Annotated in this window: 12 protein-coding genes; 6 read left to right on the top strand and 6 right to left on the bottom strand. The window is 62.4% G+C overall.

Going from position 1 to position 20,169, the window contains the following annotated elements; genetic code table 11:
* The first annotated feature begins 142 nt into the window (after positions 1–142).
* Together rlmKL and RGV59_RS28385 are read left to right on the top strand one after the other, a co-directional pair.
* Complete coding sequence (rlmKL, locus tag RGV59_RS28390; RefSeq protein ID WP_017845222.1) at positions 143–2,413, top strand: bifunctional 23S rRNA (guanine(2069)-N(7))-methyltransferase RlmK/23S rRNA (guanine(2445)-N(2))-methyltransferase RlmL; 2,271 nt, start codon at positions 143–145, stop codon at positions 2,411–2,413.
* A gap of 139 nt (positions 2,414–2,552) precedes the next feature.
* On the top strand, positions 2,553–4,937 hold the full coding sequence (locus RGV59_RS28385) for a diguanylate cyclase (protein ID WP_126585498.1): 2,385 nt from the start codon (positions 2,553–2,555) through the stop codon (positions 4,935–4,937).
* Positions 4,938–4,994: 57 nt separating this feature from the next.
* On the opposite strand, the gene dacB is transcribed toward RGV59_RS28385, so the two are convergent.
* Positions 4,995–6,455 (bottom strand): D-alanyl-D-alanine carboxypeptidase/D-alanyl-D-alanine-endopeptidase, encoded by a 1,461-nt coding sequence (dacB, locus tag RGV59_RS28380; RefSeq protein WP_079444502.1) that lies wholly within the window; start codon positions 6,453–6,455, stop codon positions 4,995–4,997.
* 237 nt (positions 6,456–6,692) lie between these two features.
* Between dacB and RGV59_RS28375 the strand changes: the two genes are divergently transcribed.
* On the top strand, positions 6,693–7,037 hold the full coding sequence (locus RGV59_RS28375) for a YggL family protein (RefSeq protein ID WP_046382438.1): 345 nt from the start codon (positions 6,693–6,695) through the stop codon (positions 7,035–7,037).
* A 37-nt stretch (positions 7,038–7,074) separates the two neighbouring features.
* Here RGV59_RS28375 and RGV59_RS28370 read toward each other — a convergent pair whose 3' ends face one another.
* Entirely contained in the window at positions 7,075–8,265 is a 1,191-nt protein-coding gene (locus RGV59_RS28370; RefSeq protein WP_046489409.1) for a benzoate/H(+) symporter BenE family transporter, read from the bottom strand.
* 226 nt (positions 8,266–8,491) lie between these two features.
* Here RGV59_RS28370 and RGV59_RS28365 point away from each other — a divergent pair, with 226 nt between their 5' ends.
* A complete protein-coding gene (locus RGV59_RS28365) occupies positions 8,492–9,256 on the top strand; it encodes a GntR family transcriptional regulator (RefSeq protein WP_046382440.1) in 765 nt (254 codons plus the stop codon).
* A 127-nt stretch (positions 9,257–9,383) separates the two neighbouring features.
* Here RGV59_RS28365 and guaD read toward each other — a convergent pair whose 3' ends face one another.
* From guaD to xdhA, 4 genes are all read right to left on the bottom strand, one after another.
* The gene (guaD, locus tag RGV59_RS28360; RefSeq protein WP_126585497.1) at positions 9,384–10,688 is read right to left on the bottom strand and encodes a guanine deaminase; all 1,305 of its coding nucleotides are present in this window, start codon (positions 10,686–10,688) and stop codon (positions 9,384–9,386) included.
* Positions 10,689–10,700: 12 nt separating this feature from the next.
* Positions 10,701–11,540, bottom strand: a complete 840-nt coding sequence (xdhC, locus tag RGV59_RS28355) for a xanthine dehydrogenase accessory protein XdhC (RefSeq protein WP_017845229.1) — start codon at positions 11,538–11,540, stop codon at positions 10,701–10,703.
* Between the two features lie 190 nt (positions 11,541–11,730).
* Positions 11,731–14,130, bottom strand: a complete 2,400-nt coding sequence (xdhB, locus tag RGV59_RS28350; RefSeq protein ID WP_322247128.1) for a xanthine dehydrogenase molybdopterin binding subunit — start codon at positions 14,128–14,130, stop codon at positions 11,731–11,733.
* Complete coding sequence (gene xdhA / locus RGV59_RS28345; RefSeq protein WP_017845231.1) at positions 14,123–15,568, bottom strand: xanthine dehydrogenase small subunit; 1,446 nt, start codon at positions 15,566–15,568, stop codon at positions 14,123–14,125. Before xdhA ends, xdhB begins: the two co-directional genes overlap by 8 nt.
* A gap of 280 nt (positions 15,569–15,848) precedes the next feature.
* On the opposite strand from xdhA, the gene RGV59_RS28340 reads away from it, so the two are divergent.
* Together RGV59_RS28340 and smc are read left to right on the top strand one after the other, a co-directional pair.
* A complete protein-coding gene (locus RGV59_RS28340) occupies positions 15,849–16,508 on the top strand; it encodes a GntR family transcriptional regulator (RefSeq protein WP_017845232.1) in 660 nt (219 codons plus the stop codon).
* Positions 16,509–16,510: 2 nt separating this feature from the next.
* Positions 16,511–19,999 carry a chromosome segregation protein SMC gene (gene smc, locus RGV59_RS28335; protein WP_126585495.1) on the top strand — a complete coding sequence of 1,163 codons (3,489 nt, stop codon included), beginning with the start codon at positions 16,511–16,513 and terminating at the stop codon, positions 19,997–19,999.
* Positions 20,000–20,169 lie beyond the last annotated feature (170 nt).

Here is a 20,169-nt window from a genome sequence, read left to right as displayed (position 1 = left end):
CAATCAAGGCCCACAGGCCCGCCAGACGGGGTGGGACGGCACATTCGTGCCACGCGGGCACTCTTCAAGAAAAGTGCTTGATTGAAAACCGAGCCGGCGATGCGTCGCCCGTTCATTTATTGCTGAAAAGCCTGGATTGCCCATGTCGGACCGTTTTGAACTCTTCCTCACCTGCCCCAAGGGCCTCGAAGGCCTGCTGATCGAGGAAGCCGTCGGGCTTGGCCTTGAGGAAGCCCGCGAGCACACCTCGGCCGTGCGCGGCATGGCCGACATGGAAACCGCCTACCGCCTGTGCCTCTGGTCGCGCCTGGCCAACCGCGTGTTGCTGGTCCTCAAGCGCTTCCCGATGAAGGACGCCGAAGACCTCTACCATGGCGTGCTGGATATCGACTGGGCCGATCACATGGTCCCGGACGGCAGCCTGGCGGTGGAGTTCAGCGGTCACGGCTCGGGCATCGACAATACCCACTTCGGCGCGCTGAAGGTCAAGGATGCGATTGTCGACAAGCTGCGCACCCCGACCGGCGAGCGTCCGTCCATCGACAAGATCAACCCGGACCTGCGCATCCACCTGCGCCTGGACCGTGGCGAAGCGATTCTCTCCCTCGACCTGTCCGGCCACAGCCTGCACCAGCGCGGTTACCGCCTGCAGCAGGGCGCCGCACCGTTGAAGGAAAACCTCGCTGCAGCCATCCTGATCCGTGCCGGCTGGCCGCGCATCGCTGCGGAAGGCGGCGCGTTGACCGACCCGATGTGCGGCGTCGGCACCTTCCTGGTGGAAGGCGCGATGATCGCCGCCGATATGGCGCCCAACCTCAATCGCGAACTGTGGGGTTTCACCACCTGGCTCGGTCACGTCCCGGCGTTGTGGAAGAAACTGCACACCGAGGCCAGCGAGCGCGCTGCCATCGGCATGAACAAGCCGCCGTTGTGGATTCGTGGCTACGAAGCCGATCCGCGCTTGATCCAGCCTGCTCGCAACAACATCGAGCGTGCCGGTCTCAGCCATTGGATCAAGGTGTACCAGGGCGAAGTCGGCACGTTCGAGCCGCGTCCGGACCAGAACCAGAAAGGCCTGGTGATCTGCAACCCGCCCTACGGCGAGCGCCTGGGCGACGAAGCGAGCCTGTTGTACCTCTACCAGAACCTCGGCGAGCGTCTGCGCCAGGCGTGCATGGGCTGGGAGGCGGCGGTGTTCACCGGCGCGCCGGACCTGGGCAAGCGCATGGGCATCCGCAGTCACAAGCAGTATTCGTTCTGGAACGGCGCCTTGCCGTGCAAATTGCTGCTGATCAAGGTCAACCCGGACCAGTTCGTCACCGGCGAGCGCCGCACCCCGGAGCAGCGCCAGGCCGAACGTGAACAAGCCGCCTACGACCAGGCCCCGACCGAGCCGCAAGAGCGTCAGTACAACAAGAACGGCAACCCGATCAAACCTGCACCGGCGCCGGCCCCTGTGGTCGAACAGGCGCGCCTGAGCGAAGGCGGGCAGATGTTTGCCAACCGCCTGCAAAAGAACCTCAAGCAACTGGGCAAGTGGGCCAAGCGTGAGGGCGTGGATTGCTACCGCGTCTACGATGCCGACATGCCGGAATATTCCATGGCCATCGACCTGTATCACGATTGGGTTCATGTGCAGGAATACGCCGCGCCGAAATCCATCGACCCGGAAAAAGCCTCCGCGCGCATGTTCGACGCATTGGCGGCCATTCCCCAGGCGCTGAACATCGACAAGAGCCGCGTGGTGGTCAAGCGCCGCGAGCGTCAGAGCGGCACCAAGCAGTACGAACGCCAGAGCGCCCAGGGCAAGTTCACCGAGGTCAGCGAAGGCGGCGTGAAGCTGCTGGTCAACCTCACCGACTACCTCGACACCGGCCTGTTCCTCGACCACCGGCCGATGCGTATGCGTATCCAGAAAGAGGCGGCCGGCAAGCGTTTCCTCAACCTGTATTGCTACACCGCCACCGCCAGCGTGCATGCGGCCAAGGGGGGCGCGCGCACCACGACCAGCGTCGACCTGTCCAAGACCTACCTGGACTGGGCGCGCCGCAACTTCTCCCTCAACGGTTTCTCCGACAAGAACCGCCTGGAGCAGGGTGATGTGATGGCGTGGCTGGAAGCCAGTCGCGATGAGTTCGACCTGATCTTCATCGACCCGCCGACCTTCTCCAACTCCAAGCGCATGGAAGGGATCTTCGACGTGCAGCGCGACCACGTGCAACTGCTCGACCTCGCCATGGCGCGCCTGGCACCGGGCGGCGTGCTGTACTTCTCGAACAACTTCCGCAAGTTCGTGCTTGAGGACAACCTCAGCGAACGCTACGCGGTCGAGGAGATCAGCGACAAGACCCTCGACCCGGATTTTGCGCGTAACGCGAAGATCCATCGGGCCTGGAAAATCACTGCTCGCTGATTGCTCCACCCATCAGCCGCAAGCCTGGAATTATCCGGTCTTGCGGCTTTTTTACGCTGGTCAAACGGAGGGCCGCTCGCTATAACTAAATGTCCGGCCAAAGTGATCCCCCCACACGCTGGCGTTGTGAGTGTTGCCTATGCCGTTGCAAGCCGTTCGCCCGAAGATCCTAGGTTTTATCAATGAGCAGGTATCGGCTTGGTTGATGGCATTGGTGGTGTTTCTGGGCGGTAGCGCCTTGACGATCATCGTCGCCTGGGCGACATCCGACCTCTATCAACAGCAGGGGCGCCAGCGTTTCCAGCTGTTGGTCAATGAGCGATTCACCCGTCTGCAGGAGCGTTTCGAGGACCAGGAGCAACGCCTGACCAGCCTGCAACGCTTCTTCGTCAATTCCAATGATGTGTCCCGCGACGAGTTCGACGGTTTCGCCCAGCCTTTGCTGCTGCGTTCCCGGGCCTATGCCTGGGCGCCGCGGGTTATGCGTGATCAGCGCGCTCAGTTTGAACAGGACGTATCGCGTCAGCGCGGTCTGCCGTTCAGCATACGGGAACTGAATTCACACGGTGAGTTGGCCCCGGCGGTGGAGCGCGATGAATATGTGCCGGTCCTGTACAGCCAGACCCGAAGCCTGCTCGGTTCGCCGCTGGGCTTTGACCTGCTGGCCCAGCCGCTGCGGCGCTCGACCCTGGAGCGCGCACAAGCGAGCGGCAAGCTGGCCGTGTCCCAGCCCATGCAGTTGGTGGGGGTGGAACCGGCCTATGCCACCGGGGTGTTATTGGTCGCGCCGGTCGTCTCCCCGGGCGGAACAGAACCCTGCGGCTTTGTGATGGCCGTGATCAGCATGCGCCAGTTGATGGCCGACGGCTTGCCCAAGTCGGACCGCGATAATCTGGTGACGCAGATCGTCGACACTTCCGACCAGCAAGGGCGCCTGTTGTACGAATCCAGCAATGCCCTGGCCGACAGCGATCTGGTCGCCGCGCGTCGCCTCACCCTCGGCGATCATGTCTACGCCCTGAACCTGCGCCCCAGCCAGGTGTTCGAACAGGGCAACGGCTCGTCGTTGGTCCCGATCCTGGCCGTGGGCGGGCTCTTCAGCCTGTTGCTCAGTGTCTTGCTCTATATGTTGGTCAGCCAGCGTCAGCGCGCCTTGAAACTGGTGGAGCAGCGTACCGTGCAGCTACGCCTGCGCGAGCAGGAACTGCGCAGCGCCCATGGCCAGTTACGCAGTGTGCTGAACGCCGCGACGCAGGTTGCGATCATTGCCACCGACTTGCACGGCGTGATCAACACCTTCAACGCCGGTGCCGAGCAGATGCTGGGGTTCAAGGCCGAGCACATACTCGGCCGCTCGACCCTGGAGAGCCTGCATGTGGCGGCGGAGCTGGATGTGCGTGCGGCGAGTCTGAGCATTGCGTTGGGCCGGCGAATCCCGCCGAGCCAGGCGATGCTGGTGGAGAGCCCGGGCAGCCCGCACGAGGCGCGCGAGTGGACCTTGGTGCGTGAGGATGGCAGCCGTTTGACGGTGAATATGTTGGGCACCGTGTTGCTGGATGACCATGGCTTATGGGTCGGGCACCTGGCGATGTACCTGGATGTCACCGAGCAAAAACGCGCCTATGAGGCCCTGGCCGTGCGCGACCGTCTGCTGAAAAAGCTCAGCGCCCATGTCCCGGGCGGGATCTTCCAATTCACTCTGGAACCCCAGGACAAGTGGCGGTTTGTCTACGCCAGCGATGGCATGCGCGATATCTATGAGATCGACACAGGGGTGCTGCAACGGGATGCAACGCAGGTCTTGGAGCGCATCCACCCGCTGGATGTCGAGCGGGTGCGTGCGTCGATCCGCTTATCCGCGCTGCAATTGAGCCACTGGCGCGAAGAGTACCGCGTGCAACTGCCGCAACGGGGCCTGCGCTGGATTCGCGGTGAGGCCACGCCGGAAGAACTGCCGGGCGGCGGTACGCTGTGGCATGGCTATGTGTCGGACATTTCCGATCTCAAGCGCGTGGAAGAAGAACTGCGCGCGCTGTCCATCACCGATGCCCTCACCGGAATCCATAACCGTCGGTATTTCCAGGATCGTCTCAAGGCTGAGATGGTCCGCCTCAATCGCACCTCGGGGGCGTTGTCGGTGATCATGCTGGATATCGATCACTTCAAGCGTATCAACGACCAGTACGGCCATGCGGTTGGCGACGCGGTGTTGCAGGAACTGTGCAAGCGCATCAGCCAGCGCTTGCGCCGCACCGATGTGTTCTGTCGCCTGGGTGGCGAGGAGTTCATGGTGTTGTGCCCCAACACCGACGGCGCCCAGGCCTACGGTTTGGCGATGGAGCTTTGGCGGGCGCTGCGCGATGCGCCGATGGGGACGGTGGGAGTCGTCACCGCCAGCTTCGGGGTGGCCAGTTGGCGGGTCGATGAGGGGATCGACGGGTTACTGCTGCGCGCGGATTCGGCGGTGTACGTGGCCAAGCAGGCGGGCAGGGATCGGGTCGAAGCGGAACGCTTGCCGGTGTGAATGTCGACGTCGTACACAACCTGTGGGCGCGGGCTTGCCCACAGGTTGTGGCGGTGTCTAGAGGACTGGCGCCGCTGCCGCCAGCTTTGGCTGGCGGTACAGGTCCAGCAGCACCTGGTCGAGCACCGACGACGCACCCCACGGCTTCGGATCGTTGAGGATCGCCACCACTACCCAGGTATTGCCGTTGTTGTCGCGGCTGAACCCGGCGATGGCGCGCACGGTGTTCAAGGTGCCGGTCTTGACGTGGGCTTCACCGCGCATGGCGGTGGTCTTCAGGCGTTTACGCATGGTGCCGTCGGTGCCGGCGATTGGCATCGAGCTGATGTATTCCGCGGCGTAGGGGCTTCTCCACGCGGCTTGCAACATGGCCGCCATCTCACGCGCGCTGACGCGTTCGGCACGGGACAGGCCCGAACCGTTCTCCATCACCAGGTGCGGTGAGGTGATGCCTTTTTTCGCCAGCCACTGGCGTACCACGCGTTGCGCGGCCTTGGCATCGTCGCCGTCGGCGTCGTTGCGGAACTGCGCGCCCAGGCTCAGGAACAACTGCTGGGCCATGGTGTTGTTACTGTATTTGTTGATGTCGCGGATGATTTCCGCCAGGTCCGGCGAGAAGGCCCGCGCCAGTACCTTGGCGTCCTTGGGCACCGGTGCCTGGATGTCACGGCCCTGGATGGTACCGCCCAATTCCTGCCAGATCGCCCGCACGGCGCCGGCGGTGTACGTGGCGTGGTCGAGCAACGACAAGTAGGTCTGCGAGCTGCAGCCATCGCCCAACTGGCCGCTGACGGTCACGGTGATGCTGCCATCCGCCGCCGTCACCGGGTTGTAGCGCACGTCGCCGGTACATTGCTTGGCGTTGGACGCCTTGACCTGATTGTCGATGCGAATGCTGGCGATCGGCGGCTCGACCGACACGATCACGCGTCCGGAATCGTTGCGGGTCACGAAGCGCAGGGCCTTGAGGTTGACCAGCAAGGCATCGGGCTTGACCAGGAACGGTTTGTTCTCGTCATTGCCGTCGTCATTGAACTCCGGCAGTTGCGGCGGGATAAAGAAGCTACGGTCCAGCACCAGATCGCCGGTGACTTGCTGCACGCCATTGGCCCGCAGGTCGCGCATCAGCAGCCAGAGTTTTTCCATGTTCAGCTTGGGATCGCCGCCGCCCTTGAGGTACAGGTTGCCGCGCAATACGCCACCGCTGAGGGTGCCGTCGGTGTAGAACTCGGTCTTCCACTGGTGGTTGGGGCCGAGCATTTCCAGGGCTGCGTAGGTGGTGACCAGCTTCATGGTGGAGGCCGGGTTCACCGAGACGTCGGCATTGAAGACGGTGGGGGTGCCGGGGCCGTTCAACGGCAGCATCACCAGGGACAATGCGGTGTTCTGCAACTTGGCCTTCTGCAGGGCCTGTGCAACGTTGGGTGGCAGGGTGTTATTGATCGGGGTGGCGGTGGCGGAAAAAGCCAGCGGCAGGAGAACGCCGGCAAGGAGCAATGGACGCAAAGATTTGATCATAAGGAATAAAACCCTACTGCTGAGGAGGGTGAAAAAGGCGAGGGGTATGTAAGAAAATCCCTCAGTAGTCATGAAAGTGTCGGCATTATGCCCCAAGCTGGAACCACTTGTAGCTGAACGATAGCTGCTAATCGGGGTTTTTTTTCCAGGCATTTCGCCGCCTGTCCCAGAGAGTCGGGCAATCGCTGCCTTAAGCTGCTAAAGTGCCGCCCGTTATTACTTATGAGGATTGTTCCAATGGCGACTAACCGTTCCCAGCGTCTGCGCAAAAAACTGTGCGTTGATGAATTTCAAGAGCTGGGTTTCGAACTGAACCTGGACTTCAACGAAGGCCTGAGTGAAGAAGCTATCGACGCTTTCCTCGAAGCGTTCATCAAAGAAGCCATGGAAGCCAACGGTCTGGGCTATGTCGGCGGCGATGACTACGGTCTGGTTTGCCTGCAGAAGCGTGGCTCGGTCTCCGAAGCGCAGCGTGCTGCCGTTGACGCCTGGCTGAAAACCCGTTCCGAGCTGACCAAGGCTGAAGTCAGCCCGTTGATGGACGTGTGGTATCCGGAAAAGCCGATCAACGCGGCTAAGTGATACTAAACAAAACGGCGACCTGAGGGTCGCCGTTTTTTTATGCCTTGCGCCAGTTCAGAATCAGCAGCGTCAACACCCCCGCCACGATCCCCCAGAACGCCGACCCGATGGAAAACAACGTCAAGCCTGACGCGGTGACCATAAAGGTGATCAGCGCCGCTTCCCGTTCCTTCGGCTCATTCATGGCGATGCTCAAGCCATTGATGATCGAGCCAAACAACGCCAACGCCGCAATCGACAGCACCAGTTCCTTGGGCAGCGCTGCGAACAAGGCCGCCAATGTGGCGCCGAACACCCCGGCAATGCCGTAGAACACGCCACACCAGACTGCCGCCGTGTAGCGCTTGTTACGGTCTTCATGGGCGTGGGGCCCGGTGCAGATCGCCGCACTGATCGCCGCCAGGTTGATGCCGTGGGAGCCGAACGGCGCCAGCACCAGCGAGGCCAGGCCGGTGGCGGTGATCAGCGGCGATGCTGGCACGTTGTAGCCATCGGCGCGCAACACTGCGACGCCCGGCATGTTCTGCGAGGTCATCGCCACCACGAACAGTGGGATGCCGATGCTGATGGTCGCCGCCAGCGAGAAGTGCGGCGTGGTCCAGACCGGCGTTGCCACTTCCAGGTGAAAACCGCTGAAATCCAGGAGCCCCATCAGCCCGGACAGAACGCTGCCGATCACCAGCGCGGCGAGCACCGCATACCGCGGCGACAGGCGTTTGATGAGCAGGTAGGTGAAAAACATCCCCAGAACCAGGCCGGTGCGATGCTGTGCGGCGACGAAAATCTCGCTGCCGATCTTGAACAGAATCCCCGCCAGCAAGGCCGCCGCCAGCGACGCCGGGATGCGTCTGACCAGTTTTTCGAAGCTGCCGGTCAGTCCGCAGAGCGTCACCAGCACCGCGCAGGTGATGTAGGCGCCGATGGCTTCGCCGTAACTGACGCCGCCGAGGCTGGTGATCAACAGCGCTGCGCCGGGTGTCGACCAGGCAATGGTGATCGGTGTGCGGTAGCGCAGGGACAGGCCGATGCTGCACACCGCCATGCCGATGGAAATCGCCCAGATCCACGAGGAAATCTGCGCACTGGTCAAACCGGCGGCTTGGCCGGCCTGGAACATGAGCACCAGGGAGCTGGTATAGCCGGTCATCATGGCGATGAAACCGGCGACGATGGCCGAGGGAGAAGTGTCGGCCAGTGGGCGCAAGGGCGCTTGGGTGGCGTCGGTCATGGCGAGGTGTTCCTTTTACCTGGGAGTTTGCCAGTGAAGGCGCAGATTCAAGCCTAAACTCAAACGTAACGACTCATTGCAATACAGCCGGGCTCGCAAACAGCCGTACAGTGTGTTGGCGCATGGGGTTGTGTACAATGTGCGCTGATTTTAGCTGATACTTGCCAGCGCCTCTTTGTTGCCGTATTACCGTTAATTCGCCGCCGTTCTCCCGATCCGAGTGCCCATGAACGAACAGTTGCAACCTCTCAAGAAACAACCGCGAGCCAGCAAGACCGGCCGCAGCGGAACCCAGGACGATATCGTCTACGCGCATATCTTCGAGGCGATTCTCGAACAACGCCTGGCACCCGGTACCAAATTGAGCGAAGAGGCACTCGGCGAAATCTTTGGCGTGAGCCGCACCATCATTCGCCGCGCGCTGTCGCGCCTGGCCCATGAAGGCGTGGTACTGCTGCGGCCCAATCGCGGTGCGGTAGTGGCCAGCCCGAGTGTCGAAGAAGCGCGCCAGGTGTTCCTGGCCCGGCGCCTGGTCGAGCGGGCGATCACGGAACTGGCGGTGCAGCACGCCACGGCGGAGCAGTTGGCCGAGCTGCGGCAGATGGTCAACGACGAACGCGACAGCTTCTCCCGCGGCGATCGCGGTGCCGGTATCCGCCTTTCCGGCGAGTTCCATCTGAAGCTGGCCGAAGCGGCAAAAAACGCGCCGCTGATCAGCTTCCAGCGCAGCCTGGTGTCCCAGACCTCATTGATCATCGCGCAGTACGAAAGCGGCAACCGCTCGCACTGTTCCTACGATGAACACAGCCAGTTGATCGATGCGATCGAAGCTCGGGACGCGGCGCTGGCAGTGAATTTGATGATGCATCACATGGATCATATCGACAGCAAGCTCAACCTCGACGAGGAAAGCGCGTCGGATGATTTGCATGCGGTGTTCTCGCATTTGTTGCAGAGCAAGAAGCCGGGGCGTTCGTCGGTCAAACTCTAAGCCCGATCAAAAAATGTGGGAGGGGGCTTGCCCCCGATTGCGGTGTATCAGTCACTGGATGCTTTGACTGAACCACTGCTATCGGGGGCAAGCCCCTCCCACATTTGGGTTTGTGGCATATCTGAAATTAGCGTTGGTGGACCAGATTACCGGCCGCATAGGTCTGCAACACCGCCCGGTCATCCCCCAACGTCATCAATACAAACAACCTCTCGGCAATGTCCTTGGCCTGCTTCATGCGATAGCTGAGCAGTGGCGTGGCGTTGTAATCCAGCACCAGTAAGTCCGCATCGGTACCCGGCTGCAACGTGCCGATCTTGTCCTCCAACCGCAACGCCCGCGCACCGCCCAGGGTGGCCAGGTACAGCGACTTGAACGGGCTCAGTCGCGCGCCTTGCAGTTGCATGACCTTGTAGGCTTCGTTCAACGTCTGCAGCAACGAGAAGCTGGTGCCGCCGCCGACGTCAGTGCCCAGGCCCACGTTGAGTTTGTGCTTCTCGGCCATCGGCAGGTTGAACAGCCCGCTGCCGAGGAACAGGTTCGAGGTCGGGCAGAATGCGACTGCCGAGCCGGTCTGCGCCAACCGCGCGCATTCGTCATCGCACAGATGCACGCCGTGGGCAAACACCGAGCGTTCGCCCAATAGCTGGTAGTGGTCGTACACATCCAGGTAGCCGCTCCGCTCGGGGAACAGCTCGTTGACCCACTCGACTTCCTGCTTGTTCTCACTGATGTGCGTCTGCATGTACAGGTCGGGGTATTCGCCCAGCAGTTGCCCGGCCAGCGCCAATTGCTGCGGCGTGCTGGTGGGTGCGAAGCGCGGCGTCACCGCATAGTGCAGGCGGCCCTTGCCGTGCCAGCGTTCGATCAGCGCCTTGCTCTCCTGGTAGCCGGATTCGGCGGTGTCGGTCAGGTAGTCGGGGGCGTTGCGGTCCATCATCACCTTGCCGGCGATCATGCGCAGGTCGAGTTTTTCGGCGGCCTCGAAGAATGCCTGCACCGATTGCGGATGCACGCTGCCGAACACCAGCGCGGTGGTGGTGCCGTTGCGCAGCAGTTCCTTGATGAAAATCTCCGCGACGTCCTCGGCATGGGCCTTGTCGGCGAACTGGCGTTCGCAGGGGAAGGTGTAGGTGTTGAGCCAGTCCAGCAGCTGTTCGCCATAAGCGCCGACCATGCCGGTTTGCGGCAGGTGGATATGCGTATCGATCAGCCCGGGGGTGATCAGCGCGTCCTGGTAGTGGGTGATTTCGACCTCGGCGGGCAGGTGCGGCAGCAGGTCGCGGGCGTGGCCCAGGGCGCTGATCCGGCCGTTGTCGATGACCAGCAGGCCGTCTTCGAAATACTCATAGGACGCCTCGATCCCCACTTCAGCGGGGTCGGCGAGGCTGTGCAGGATGGCGGCGCGGTAGGCTTTGCGAGTCGAAGGCATGGTGATCTCAATTTAGATAGCTTGGCTGCGACGCGAAGCCGGCAGCAGTTGGGCAATGGGTTCGGCGCTCGCGGTGTGTTGGCCGAAATGGGCGTTATAGGTGGCGATGATTTCGCCGGCGATGGAGATGGCGATTTCCACCGGCAATTTGCCCTTCACCTCGCTAAGGCCCATGGGGCAGCGCATGCGTTGCAGTTGTGCGGCGTCGACGCCGCGATCCCGCAGGCGGTGCTCGAACTTGACGCGCTTGGTCTTCGAACCGATCAGGCCGAAGTAGGCAAAGTCATTGCGCTTGAGCAGGGCGGCGCTGAGTTCCAGGTCCAGCGCGTGATTGTGGGTCATCACGATGCAGTAACTGCCTGCGGGCAGGTCGGCAATTTCGTCGACCGGTTCTTCGCTGACGATTTTGCGCACGCCCGGTGGGATGTGTTCCGGGAACTCCTGCTCGCGCGAATCGATCCAGCGCACCCGGCACGGCAGGCTCGCCAGCAACGGCACCAGGGCGCGGCCGACGTGGCCGGCGCCAAATACGGCGATCTGTGCCTGCACCTGGCCCATGGGTTCGAACAGCAGCACGGTCGCGCCGCCGCAGCACTGGCCCAGGCTCGCGCCGAGGCTGAAGCGCTCCAGATGGGTGTGTTGCTGGCCGCGGGCGAGCATGTCGCGGGCGATCTGCATCGCTTTGTATTCCAGGTGCCCGCCGCCGATGGTGTCGAACGTGTGTGCGGCACTGATGACCATCTTCGAACCGGCATTGCGCGGCGTGGAGCCGAGCTCTTCGATGATGGTCACCAGCACGCAGGGTTCGCCCTGGTTTTGCAGGTTGGCGAGGGCGCTGATCCAGTTGTTCATGTCTACCTCAACATTTCTGTTGTCAGTTCTACCGTCATCGGGGGCAAGCCCCCTCCCACACTTGAATGTATTCACAGATCAAAAATGTGGGAGGGGCAAGCCCCTTCCCATACTTGAATGTATTCACAGGTGAAAAATGTGGGAGGGGCGGTGCGACGATTCGACTTGCCCCCGATGGCAGCACCTCGATTTACAGCGAAGCCATCTCGGTTTCAGCCTCAACCGCCTTCGCAGCAGCCAACTGCCGCATCTGCTCACAGCCCCACAACACCCGCTCCGGCGTCGCCGGCGCATCGATGTTCGGCTGGTGACGATAGTCACCCAGGCTCGCCACCGCATCCTTGATCGCGCACCACGAAGCAATCCCGAGCATGAACGGCGGTTCACCCACGGCCTTGGAATGGAGCACTGTGTCTTCCGGGTTCTTGCGGTTTTCCACCAGCTTCACGCGCAGATCCAACGGCATGTCGGCCACGGCCGGGATCTTGTAGCTGGCCGGGCTGTTCGTCATCAGCTTGCCCTTGTCGTTCCATACCAGCTCTTCCATGGTCAGCCAGCCCATGCCCTGGATAAAGCCGCCTTCGACCTGGCCAGTGTCGATGGCCGGGTTCAGCGAAGCGCCGACGTCGTGGAGGATGTCGGTGCGCAGCATCTTGTATTCGCCGGTCAGGGTGTCGACGATCACTTCGCAGCAGGCCGCGCCGAACGCGAAGTAGTAGAACGGCCGACCGCGCGCCTGGCTGCGGTCGTAGAAGATTTTCGGGGTCTTGTAGAAGCCGGTGCTCGACAACGACACCTGGGCGAAATACGCCTGCTGGATCAGGCTTTCAAAGCTCAGGATCTGCTCGCGCACGCGCACATGGCCGTTGTGGAATGCCACGTCCGCTTCGCTCACCGCGTAGTGGCGCGCGGCAAATTCCACCAGGCGTTGCTTGATGGTTTCGGCGGCGTTCTGCGCGGCCTTGCCGTTCAGGTCGGCACCGCTGGAGGCGGCGGTCGGCGAGGTGTTGGGCACCTTGTCGGTGTTGGTGGCGGTGATCTGCACGCGGTCGATGTCCACCTGGAACACCTCGGCCACCACTTGCGCGACCTTGGTGTTCAAGCCCTGGCCCATCTCGGTGCCGCCGTGGTTCAGGTGGATGCTGCCATCGGTGTAGATATGGATCAGCGCGCCGGCCTGGTTGAGGAAGCTGGCGGTGAAGGAAATGCCGAATTTCACCGGGGTCAGCGCCAGGCCTTTTTTCAGGATCGGGCTGTGCGCGTTGTAGCGGCGGATCGCTTCGCGGCGCTCGGCGTATTGGCTGCTGGCCTCAAGCTCGGCGGTCATCTCTTCGAGCAGGTTGTGCTCGACGGTCTGATAGTAGTGGGTGACGTTGCGCTCGGTCTTGCCGTAATAGTTGGCCTTGCGCACCGCCAACGGGTCGAGGGCCAGATGACGGGCGATGGCGTCCATGACTTCTTCGATGGCGACCATCCCTTGCGGGCCGCCGAAGCCGCGATAGGCGGTGTTGGACGCGGTGTTGGTCTTGCAGCGATGGCCGTTGACCGTGGCATCGCCCAGGTAATACGCGTTGTCGGCGTGGAACATGGCGCGGTCGACAATTGAGTTCGACAGGTCCGGCGAACAGCCGCAGTTACCCGCCAGCTCCAACTGGATGCCGTGCAAGCGCCCGCTGTCGTCGAAGCCGACGTCGTATTCGATATAGAAGGGGTGGCGCTTGCCGGTCATCAGCATGTCTTCGACGCGCGGCAGGCGCATCTTGGTCGGCTGCCCGGTAAGGCGCGCGACCACCGCACACAGGCACGCCGGGCTGGCGGCCTGAGTCTCCTTGCCGCCGAAACCGCCGCCCATGCGGCGCATGTCGACGACGATCTTGTTCATCGACACGTCGAGCACTTCGGCCACCAGCTTCTGCACCTCGGTGGGGTTTTGCGTGGAGCAGTAGACGATCATGCCGCCGTCTTCGGTGGGCATCACCGAGGAAATCTGGGTTTCCAGGTAGAAGTGTTCCTGGCCGCCAATATGCAGCGTGCCCTGGATGCGATGCTTCGCGGCCGCCAGCGCCGTTGCCGAATCGCCGCGTTGATGGGTGTGGCTGTCCAGCACGAAATGCTGGTTGCGGTAGGCCTCGACCACGTCCAGCACCGGCTCCAGGTCTTCGTATTCGATCACTGCGGCCAGCGCCGCTTTACGCGCGGTTTCCAGGTCGCGGGCGGCCACGGCCAGCACCACCTGGCCGACGAACTGCACGGTGTCGATGGCCAGCAGCGGATCACCCGGCAGCAGCGGGCCGATGTCTTTGAGCCCCGGCACGTCTTCGTGGGTGATGACGATACGCACGCCGTCGAAGGCGTAGCAGGGCGCGGTATCGATGTTGAGGATTTTGGCGTGGGCGCGGTCGGACAGGCGCGCACACAGGTGCAACTGGTTGGGGAGTTCCAGGCGGTCGTCGATGTACTGCGCTTCGCCGGATACGTGCTTGGCGGCGCTGTCGTGCTTGACGCTACGGCCGACGCCGGAGGTCAGGTCCTGGGCAAACAGCGCGGCCAGTTCGGCCTGGGTTTTTGCCACGGCGTGATGGTTAGACATAAGCGGTCACCCGAGTTTCGATGTGCGGCGTTTGCAGCTCGATGAAGTATTTGCGCAGCAGGTTCTGCGCGCTGAGCAGGCGGTATTCCTTGCTGGCGCGAAAGTCCGACAGCGGGGTGAAATCCTCGGCCAGGGCGGCGCAGGCGTGCTCCACGGTGGCGGCATTCCAGGGTGCGCCGATCAGCACGGTTTCGCAGTGCTGTGCGCGTTTGGGCGTGGCGGCCATACCACCGAAGGCGACGCGGGCGTCGCTGATCACACCGTCGTCGATCTTCAGGTTGAACGCCGCGCACACCGCGGAAATATCGTCGTCCAGGCGCTTGGATACCTTGTACGCCCGGAACCGCGTGTGGCCCTTGGGCACGATGATCTTCTCGATGAACTCGCTGTCCTGGCGTGCGGTGACGCGGTAGTCGATGAAGTAATCTTCCAGCGCCAGGGTGCGACGGACGTTGCCCTTGCACAGCACGATCTGCGCGCCGAGGGCGATCAGCAGCGGCGGCGAATCGCCGATCGGCGAGGCGTTGCCGATGTTGCCGCCCAGGGTGCCCTGGTTGCGGATTTGCAGGGAGGCGAAGCGCTGCAGCAGTTCGCCGAAGTCCGGGTATTCGTGGCGCAGCGCGGTGTAGCAATCGGAGAGGGCGGCGGCGGCGCCGATTTCCAGGCGATCGTCGAACGTCTCGATGCGCTTCATCTCGTCGATATTGCCGACGTAGATCATCACCGGCAGCGTGCGGTGGAACTGCGTGACTTCCAGCGCCAGGTCGGTGCCACCGGCCAGCAGGCGGGCCTGGGGGTAGGCGTCGTAGAGGTCGGCCAGGTCGGCGACGGTCAGCGGCACCAGGCAGCGTTTGTCGCCGCTGTTGAGTTCAGCGGTGTGCGTCGGCGCGATGGCCTTGAGGCGGGCGATGGTCTGGGCCTCGCGGCTGTCGAACTGATCCTGGGGTTTGTTGCAGCAGGCCTGTTCGGCGGCGGCGAGGATCGGGCGATAGCCGGTGCAGCGGCACAGGTTGCCGGCCAGGGCTTCATGGGCTTTGTCGCGGTCAGGGGCGTCGCTGTTTTTTTGCAGGGCGAACAACGACATCACAAAACCGGGGGTGCAGAAGCCGCATTGCGAACCGTGACACTCCACCATCGCCTGTTGCACGCTGTGCAGTTGGCCCTGGTGCTTGAGGTCTTCGACGCTGATCAACTGTTTGCCGTGCAACGACGACACGAACGTCAGGCACGCATTCAGGCTGCGATAGCGAATCCGCTCGCCCTGCTCATCGCTGTGCAGTTCGCCGACCACCACGGTGCAGGCGCCGCAATCGCCGCTGGCACAGCCTTCCTTGGTGCCGGGTTTGCCCACATGCTCGCGCAGGTAGTTGAGCACGGTCAGGTTGGGGTCCAGGGCGTGCTCGCTACGGAGTTCCTGGTTAAGTAAAAACTGGATCACGGAAGGCCTCGCAGACTCATTATTGTTGTTAACCGCTTTGCGCCGAATCTAGTCATGTCTGACTTTTCGGTCAATGATTTTCTGACCTAAAGGTCAAGAAAATGCGGTCGCAACCCTATCAATTATGGTCCAGTCTTCTGGAACCGGCGTTTTTGGGGGCTTCTGGCGGTTCATCGATGCTTATTTCATGCCAAATTCTTGAAGGTGGGCCGAGCGCCATCAGCGGGCATTTGCGCTACACTGGCGCGCTTGTATCGATAGAAGATTTTGAAGGGAAAACATGACGTTCAAGGCGCCGGACAGTCTCGCCGAGCAAATCGCTCACCACCTCGCCGAACGTATCATTCGCGGCGATCTCAAGCCTGGGGAACGGATCCAGGAACAGAAGGTTACGCTGGCACTCAATGTCAGCCGCGGTTCCGTGCGTGAAGCCTTGCTGATCCTCGAACGTCGCCACCTGATCGCGATCCTGCCGCGCCGTGGCGCTCACGTCACCGAACTCACCGCGCACAAGGTGCAGAGCCTGTGTACGTTGATGGCCGAGCTGTACATCCTGCTCGGCAATGCGGTGGCGCAGGGCTGGCAGACCCAGGCCGACATGGCGCCGTTCGTGCAGATCCAGCAGCGCCTGGTGAGCAATTTCGAACGCCAGGACATCCGCGCCTTCGTCGCAGAAAGCTTCAATGTGATGCGTGCCGCGTACCCCTTCGCCAACAATCCGTATTTGCAGGAAACCGTCGAGAACCTGCAGCCGGCGATGAACCGCGCCTATTACCTGGCCCTGGATCAACGCAAGGCCTCCATGAGCGAATACCTCGCGCTGTTCGAGCAGTTGCTCGCCGCCGTGCTCGCCCGTGACCTGCCGCAGATTCGCCTGGTGCTGTCGGCCTACGGCCAGCGCAGTTGCTCGCTGGTGATCGCTGCGTTGGCGGACGCCTAAGCGTGCGGCTCAAGTGCATCAAACTGGCGGGGTTCAAATCCTTCGTCGACCCGACCACGGTGAACTTCCCCAGTAACATGGCGGCGGTGGTCGGGCCCAATGGCTGCGGCAAGTCGAACATCATCGATGCCGTGCGCTGGGTGATGGGCGAGAGCTCGGCGAAAAACCTGCGTGGCGAGTCGATGACCGACGTCATCTTCAACGGCTCCACCAGCCGCAAGCCGGTGAGCCAGGCCAGCATCGAACTGGTGTTCGACAACTCTGACGGCACCCTGGTCGGCGAATACGCGGCCTACGCGGAAATTTCCATCCGCCGCAAAGTGACGCGCGACAGCCAGAACAGTTACTTCCTCAACGGCACCAAGTGTCGCCGTCGGGACATCACCGATATCTTCCTCGGCACCGGCCTTGGCCCGCGCAGCTATTCGATCATCGAACAGGGCATGATCTCCAAGCTGATCGAAGCCAAGCCCGAAGACCTGCGTAACTTTATCGAAGAAGCTGCCGGCATCTCCAAGTACAAGGAGCGCCGTCGCGAGACCGAAAACCGTATCCGCCGCACCCATGAAAACCTCGCCCGCCTGACCGACCTGCGCGAAGAGCTGGAGCGCCAGTTGGAGCGCCTGCACCGCCAGGCCCAGGCCGCCGAGAAGTATCAGGAATACAAGGGCGAAGAGCGTCAGCTCAAGGCACAACTGTCGGCCTTGCGCTGGCAGGCGCTGAACGATCAGGTCGGCCAGCGCGAAGCGATCATCGGCACCCAGGAAATCAGCTTCGAAGCCCTGGTGGCCGAACAACGCAACGCCGACGCCAGCATCGAGCGCCTGCGCGATGGGCATCATGACCTGTCCGAGCGCTTCAATCTGGTGCAGGGCCGCTTCTATTCGGTGGGCGGCGACATCGCCCGGGTCGAACAGAGCATCCAGCACGGCCAGCAACGTCTGCGCCAGTTGCAGGACGATCTGAAGGAAGCCGAGCGCGCGCGCCTGGAGACCGAGTCCCACCTCGGCCACGACCGCACCTTGCTGCTGACCCTCGGCGAAGAGCTGGACATGCTCACCCCCGAACAGGAAGTCACCAGCGCCGCTGCCGAAGAAGCCGCCGCCACTCTGGAAGAATCCGAGACCACCATGCACGGCTGGCAGGAGCAGTGGGACACCTTCAACCTGCGCTCCGCCGAACCGCGCCGCCAGGCTGAGGTGCAGCAGTCGCGCATCCAGCAACTGGAAACCAGCATGGAGCGCCTGGCCGAGCGCCAGCGTCGCCTGCAGGAAGAGCGTGTGCTGCTCGCCGCCGACCCGGAAGACGCGGCGATCCTGGAGCTGAGCGAGCAACTCGCCGAAAGCGAAATGACCCTCGAAGAGCTGGAAGCCAGCGAAGAACAGCAAGTGGAGCGCCTGGAGCAATTGCGTCAGCAACTGCAACAGGCGACCCAGGCCCAGCAACAGGCCCAGGGCGATCTGCAGCGGCTCAACGGGCGCCTGGCGTCCCTCGAAGCCTTGCAGCAGGCCGCGTTGGACCCTGGCACCGGCACCGCCGAATGGCTGCGTGACCAGCACTTGGCCGAACGCCCGCGTCTGGCGGAGGGCTTGAAGGTCGAGGCCGGTTGGGAACTGGCGGTGGAAACCGTGCTCGGCGCCGACCTGCAAGCGGTGCTGGTGGATGATTTTGCCGGCTTCGACCTGGCCGGTTTTGCCCAGGGCGATCTGCGCTTGCTCAGCCCCGCCGCCGATGGCGCGCGCGTGCCGGGCAGCCTGCTGGATAAAGTCGAGGCGGCGCTTGACCTGGCGCCGTGGCTGGGCCAGGTCAAACCGGTGGAATCCCTGGAGCAGGCGCTGGCCCAGCGCGGTCAACTGGGCGCCGGCGAAAGCCTGATCAGCCGTGACGGTTATTGGGTCGGCCGCCACTTCCTGCGGGTGCGCCGCGCCAGTGAGGCGGAAAGTGGCGTATTGGCCCGTGGCCAGGAAATCGTCAAGCTGATCGCCGAGCGTGAAGAGCGCGAAGCCACCCTGGAAAGCCTGGAAACCGAACTGCAGACCCTGCGCGCCACCCAGCGCCAGCAAGAGACCGGCCGCGAACACCTGCGCCGCCTGTTGCAGGACGAAGCGCGCCAGCAGGGCGAATTGAAAGCCCAGTTGTCGGCGAGCAAGGCCAAGGTCGAGCAACTGACCCTGCGCCGCACACGCCTCGACGAAGAAGTGGCCGAGATGGGCGAGCAGCGCGCCCTCGAACACGAACAGATCGGCGAGGCGCGCCTGCAATTGCAGGAAGCCCTCGACAGCATGGCCGTCGACACCGAGCAGCGCGAATTGCTGCTGGCCCAGCGCGACAGCCTGCGCGAACGCCTCGACCGGGTCCGCCAGGAAGCGCGCCAGCACAAGGACCACGCCCACCAGTTGGCGGTGCGCCTCGGCTCCTTGCGCGCCCAGCACGATTCCACGCGCCAGGCCCTGGAGCGCCTGGAGATGCAGTCCGAGCGCCTGACCGAAAAGCGTGAGCAACTGAGCCTCAACCTGGAGGAGGGCGAAGCGCCCCTGGAAGAGTTGCGGCTCAAGCTCGAAGAACTGCTCGACAAGCGCATGACCGTCGACGAAGAACTCAAGACCGCGCAAATCGCCCTGGAAGACGCCGACCGCGAACTGCGCGACGCGGAAAAACGCCGCACCCAGGCCGAGCAGCAATCCCAACTGATTCGCGGCCAGCTCGAACAACAGCGCATGGAATGGCAGGCCCTGACCGTGCGGCGCAAAACCCTGCAAGACCAACTGCTCGAAGACGGCTACGACCTGCACGGCGTGCTCAACACCCTGACCGCCCAGGCCAACGAGAAAGACGCCGAAGAAGAACTTGAGCGGATTGCCGCGCGTATCCAGCGACTCGGTGCGATCAACCTCGCCGCCATCGACGAATACCAGCAACAGTCCGAGCGTAAACGTTATCTGGATGCTCAGGACGCCGATCTGGTGGAAGCCCTGGACACCCTGGAAAACGTGATCCGCAAGATCGACAAGGAAACCCGCAACCGCTTCAAAGATACCTTTGATCAGATTAACGGCGGTTTACAGGCGTTATTCCCAAAAGTTTTCGGTGGCGGCAGCGCTTACTTGGAACTGACGGGCGAAGATCTACTCGATACAGGGGTAACGATCATGGCGCGGCCTCCGGGCAAGAAGAACAGCACCATCCATTTGTTGTCCGGCGGCGAAAAAGCCCTGACCGCATTGGCCCTGGTGTTTGCCATCTTCAAGTTGAACCCGGCGCCGTTCTGCATGCTCGATGAAGTTGACGCGCCACTGGATGACGCTAACGTTGGACGTTACGCACGCCTGGTCAAAGAGATGTCCCAGACCGTGCAGTTCATCTATATCACCCACAACAAGATCGCCATGGAAATGGCGGATCAGTTGATGGGGGTGACGATGCACGAGCCGGGCTGTTCGCGATTGGTGGCGGTGGATGTCGAAGAGGCGATGGCGATGGTGGATTCCTGAGCCATGTCAGCAGCGAAGATTATCAGCGCGATGTAGGGCGGTTTACCGGTCTGACGAAAGTGGCAAATTGGCATATTTGTTCAAGGCATTTTGACAGACGGTGTAAAGTTATCTTTGGTCGTGCTAGTTTAATGTCAATTTTTCGTATGCGTGGGCAAAACGTCAGTCAG

Origin of the sequence: Pseudomonas sp. FG1, assembly GCF_034313875.1 — a bacterium.
GTDB lineage: Bacteria > Pseudomonadota > Gammaproteobacteria > Pseudomonadales > Pseudomonadaceae > Aquipseudomonas > Aquipseudomonas veronii.
The sequence above is the reverse complement of the archived record's forward strand: the minus strand, read 5'-3'. Positions and strand labels throughout refer to the sequence as shown.

Bases quoted from the DNA above. Each gene is read 5' to 3' on its own strand.
- guaD (WP_126585497.1), bottom strand. From the start codon at position 10,688: ATGCCTTCGACTCGCAAAGCCTACCGCGCCGCCATCCTGCACAGCCTC.
- RGV59_RS28370 (WP_046489409.1), bottom strand. From the start codon at position 8,265: ATGACCGACGCCACCCAAGCGCCCTTGCGCCCACTGGCCGACACTTCT.
- RGV59_RS28340 (WP_017845232.1), top strand. From the start codon at position 15,849: ATGACGTTCAAGGCGCCGGACAGTCTCGCCGAGCAAATCGCTCACCAC.
- RGV59_RS28375 (WP_046382438.1), top strand. From the start codon at position 6,693: ATGGCGACTAACCGTTCCCAGCGTCTGCGCAAAAAACTGTGCGTTGAT.
- RGV59_RS28365 (WP_046382440.1), top strand. From the start codon at position 8,492: ATGAACGAACAGTTGCAACCTCTCAAGAAACAACCGCGAGCCAGCAAG.
- dacB (WP_079444502.1), bottom strand. From the start codon at position 6,455: ATGATCAAATCTTTGCGTCCATTGCTCCTTGCCGGCGTTCTCCTGCCG.
- rlmKL (WP_017845222.1), top strand. From the start codon at position 143: ATGTCGGACCGTTTTGAACTCTTCCTCACCTGCCCCAAGGGCCTCGAA.
- RGV59_RS28385 (WP_126585498.1), top strand. From the start codon at position 2,553: ATGCCGTTGCAAGCCGTTCGCCCGAAGATCCTAGGTTTTATCAATGAG.
- xdhB (WP_322247128.1), bottom strand. From the start codon at position 14,130: ATGTCTAACCATCACGCCGTGGCAAAAACCCAGGCCGAACTGGCCGCG.
- xdhC (WP_017845229.1), bottom strand. From the start codon at position 11,540: ATGAACAACTGGATCAGCGCCCTCGCCAACCTGCAAAACCAGGGCGAA.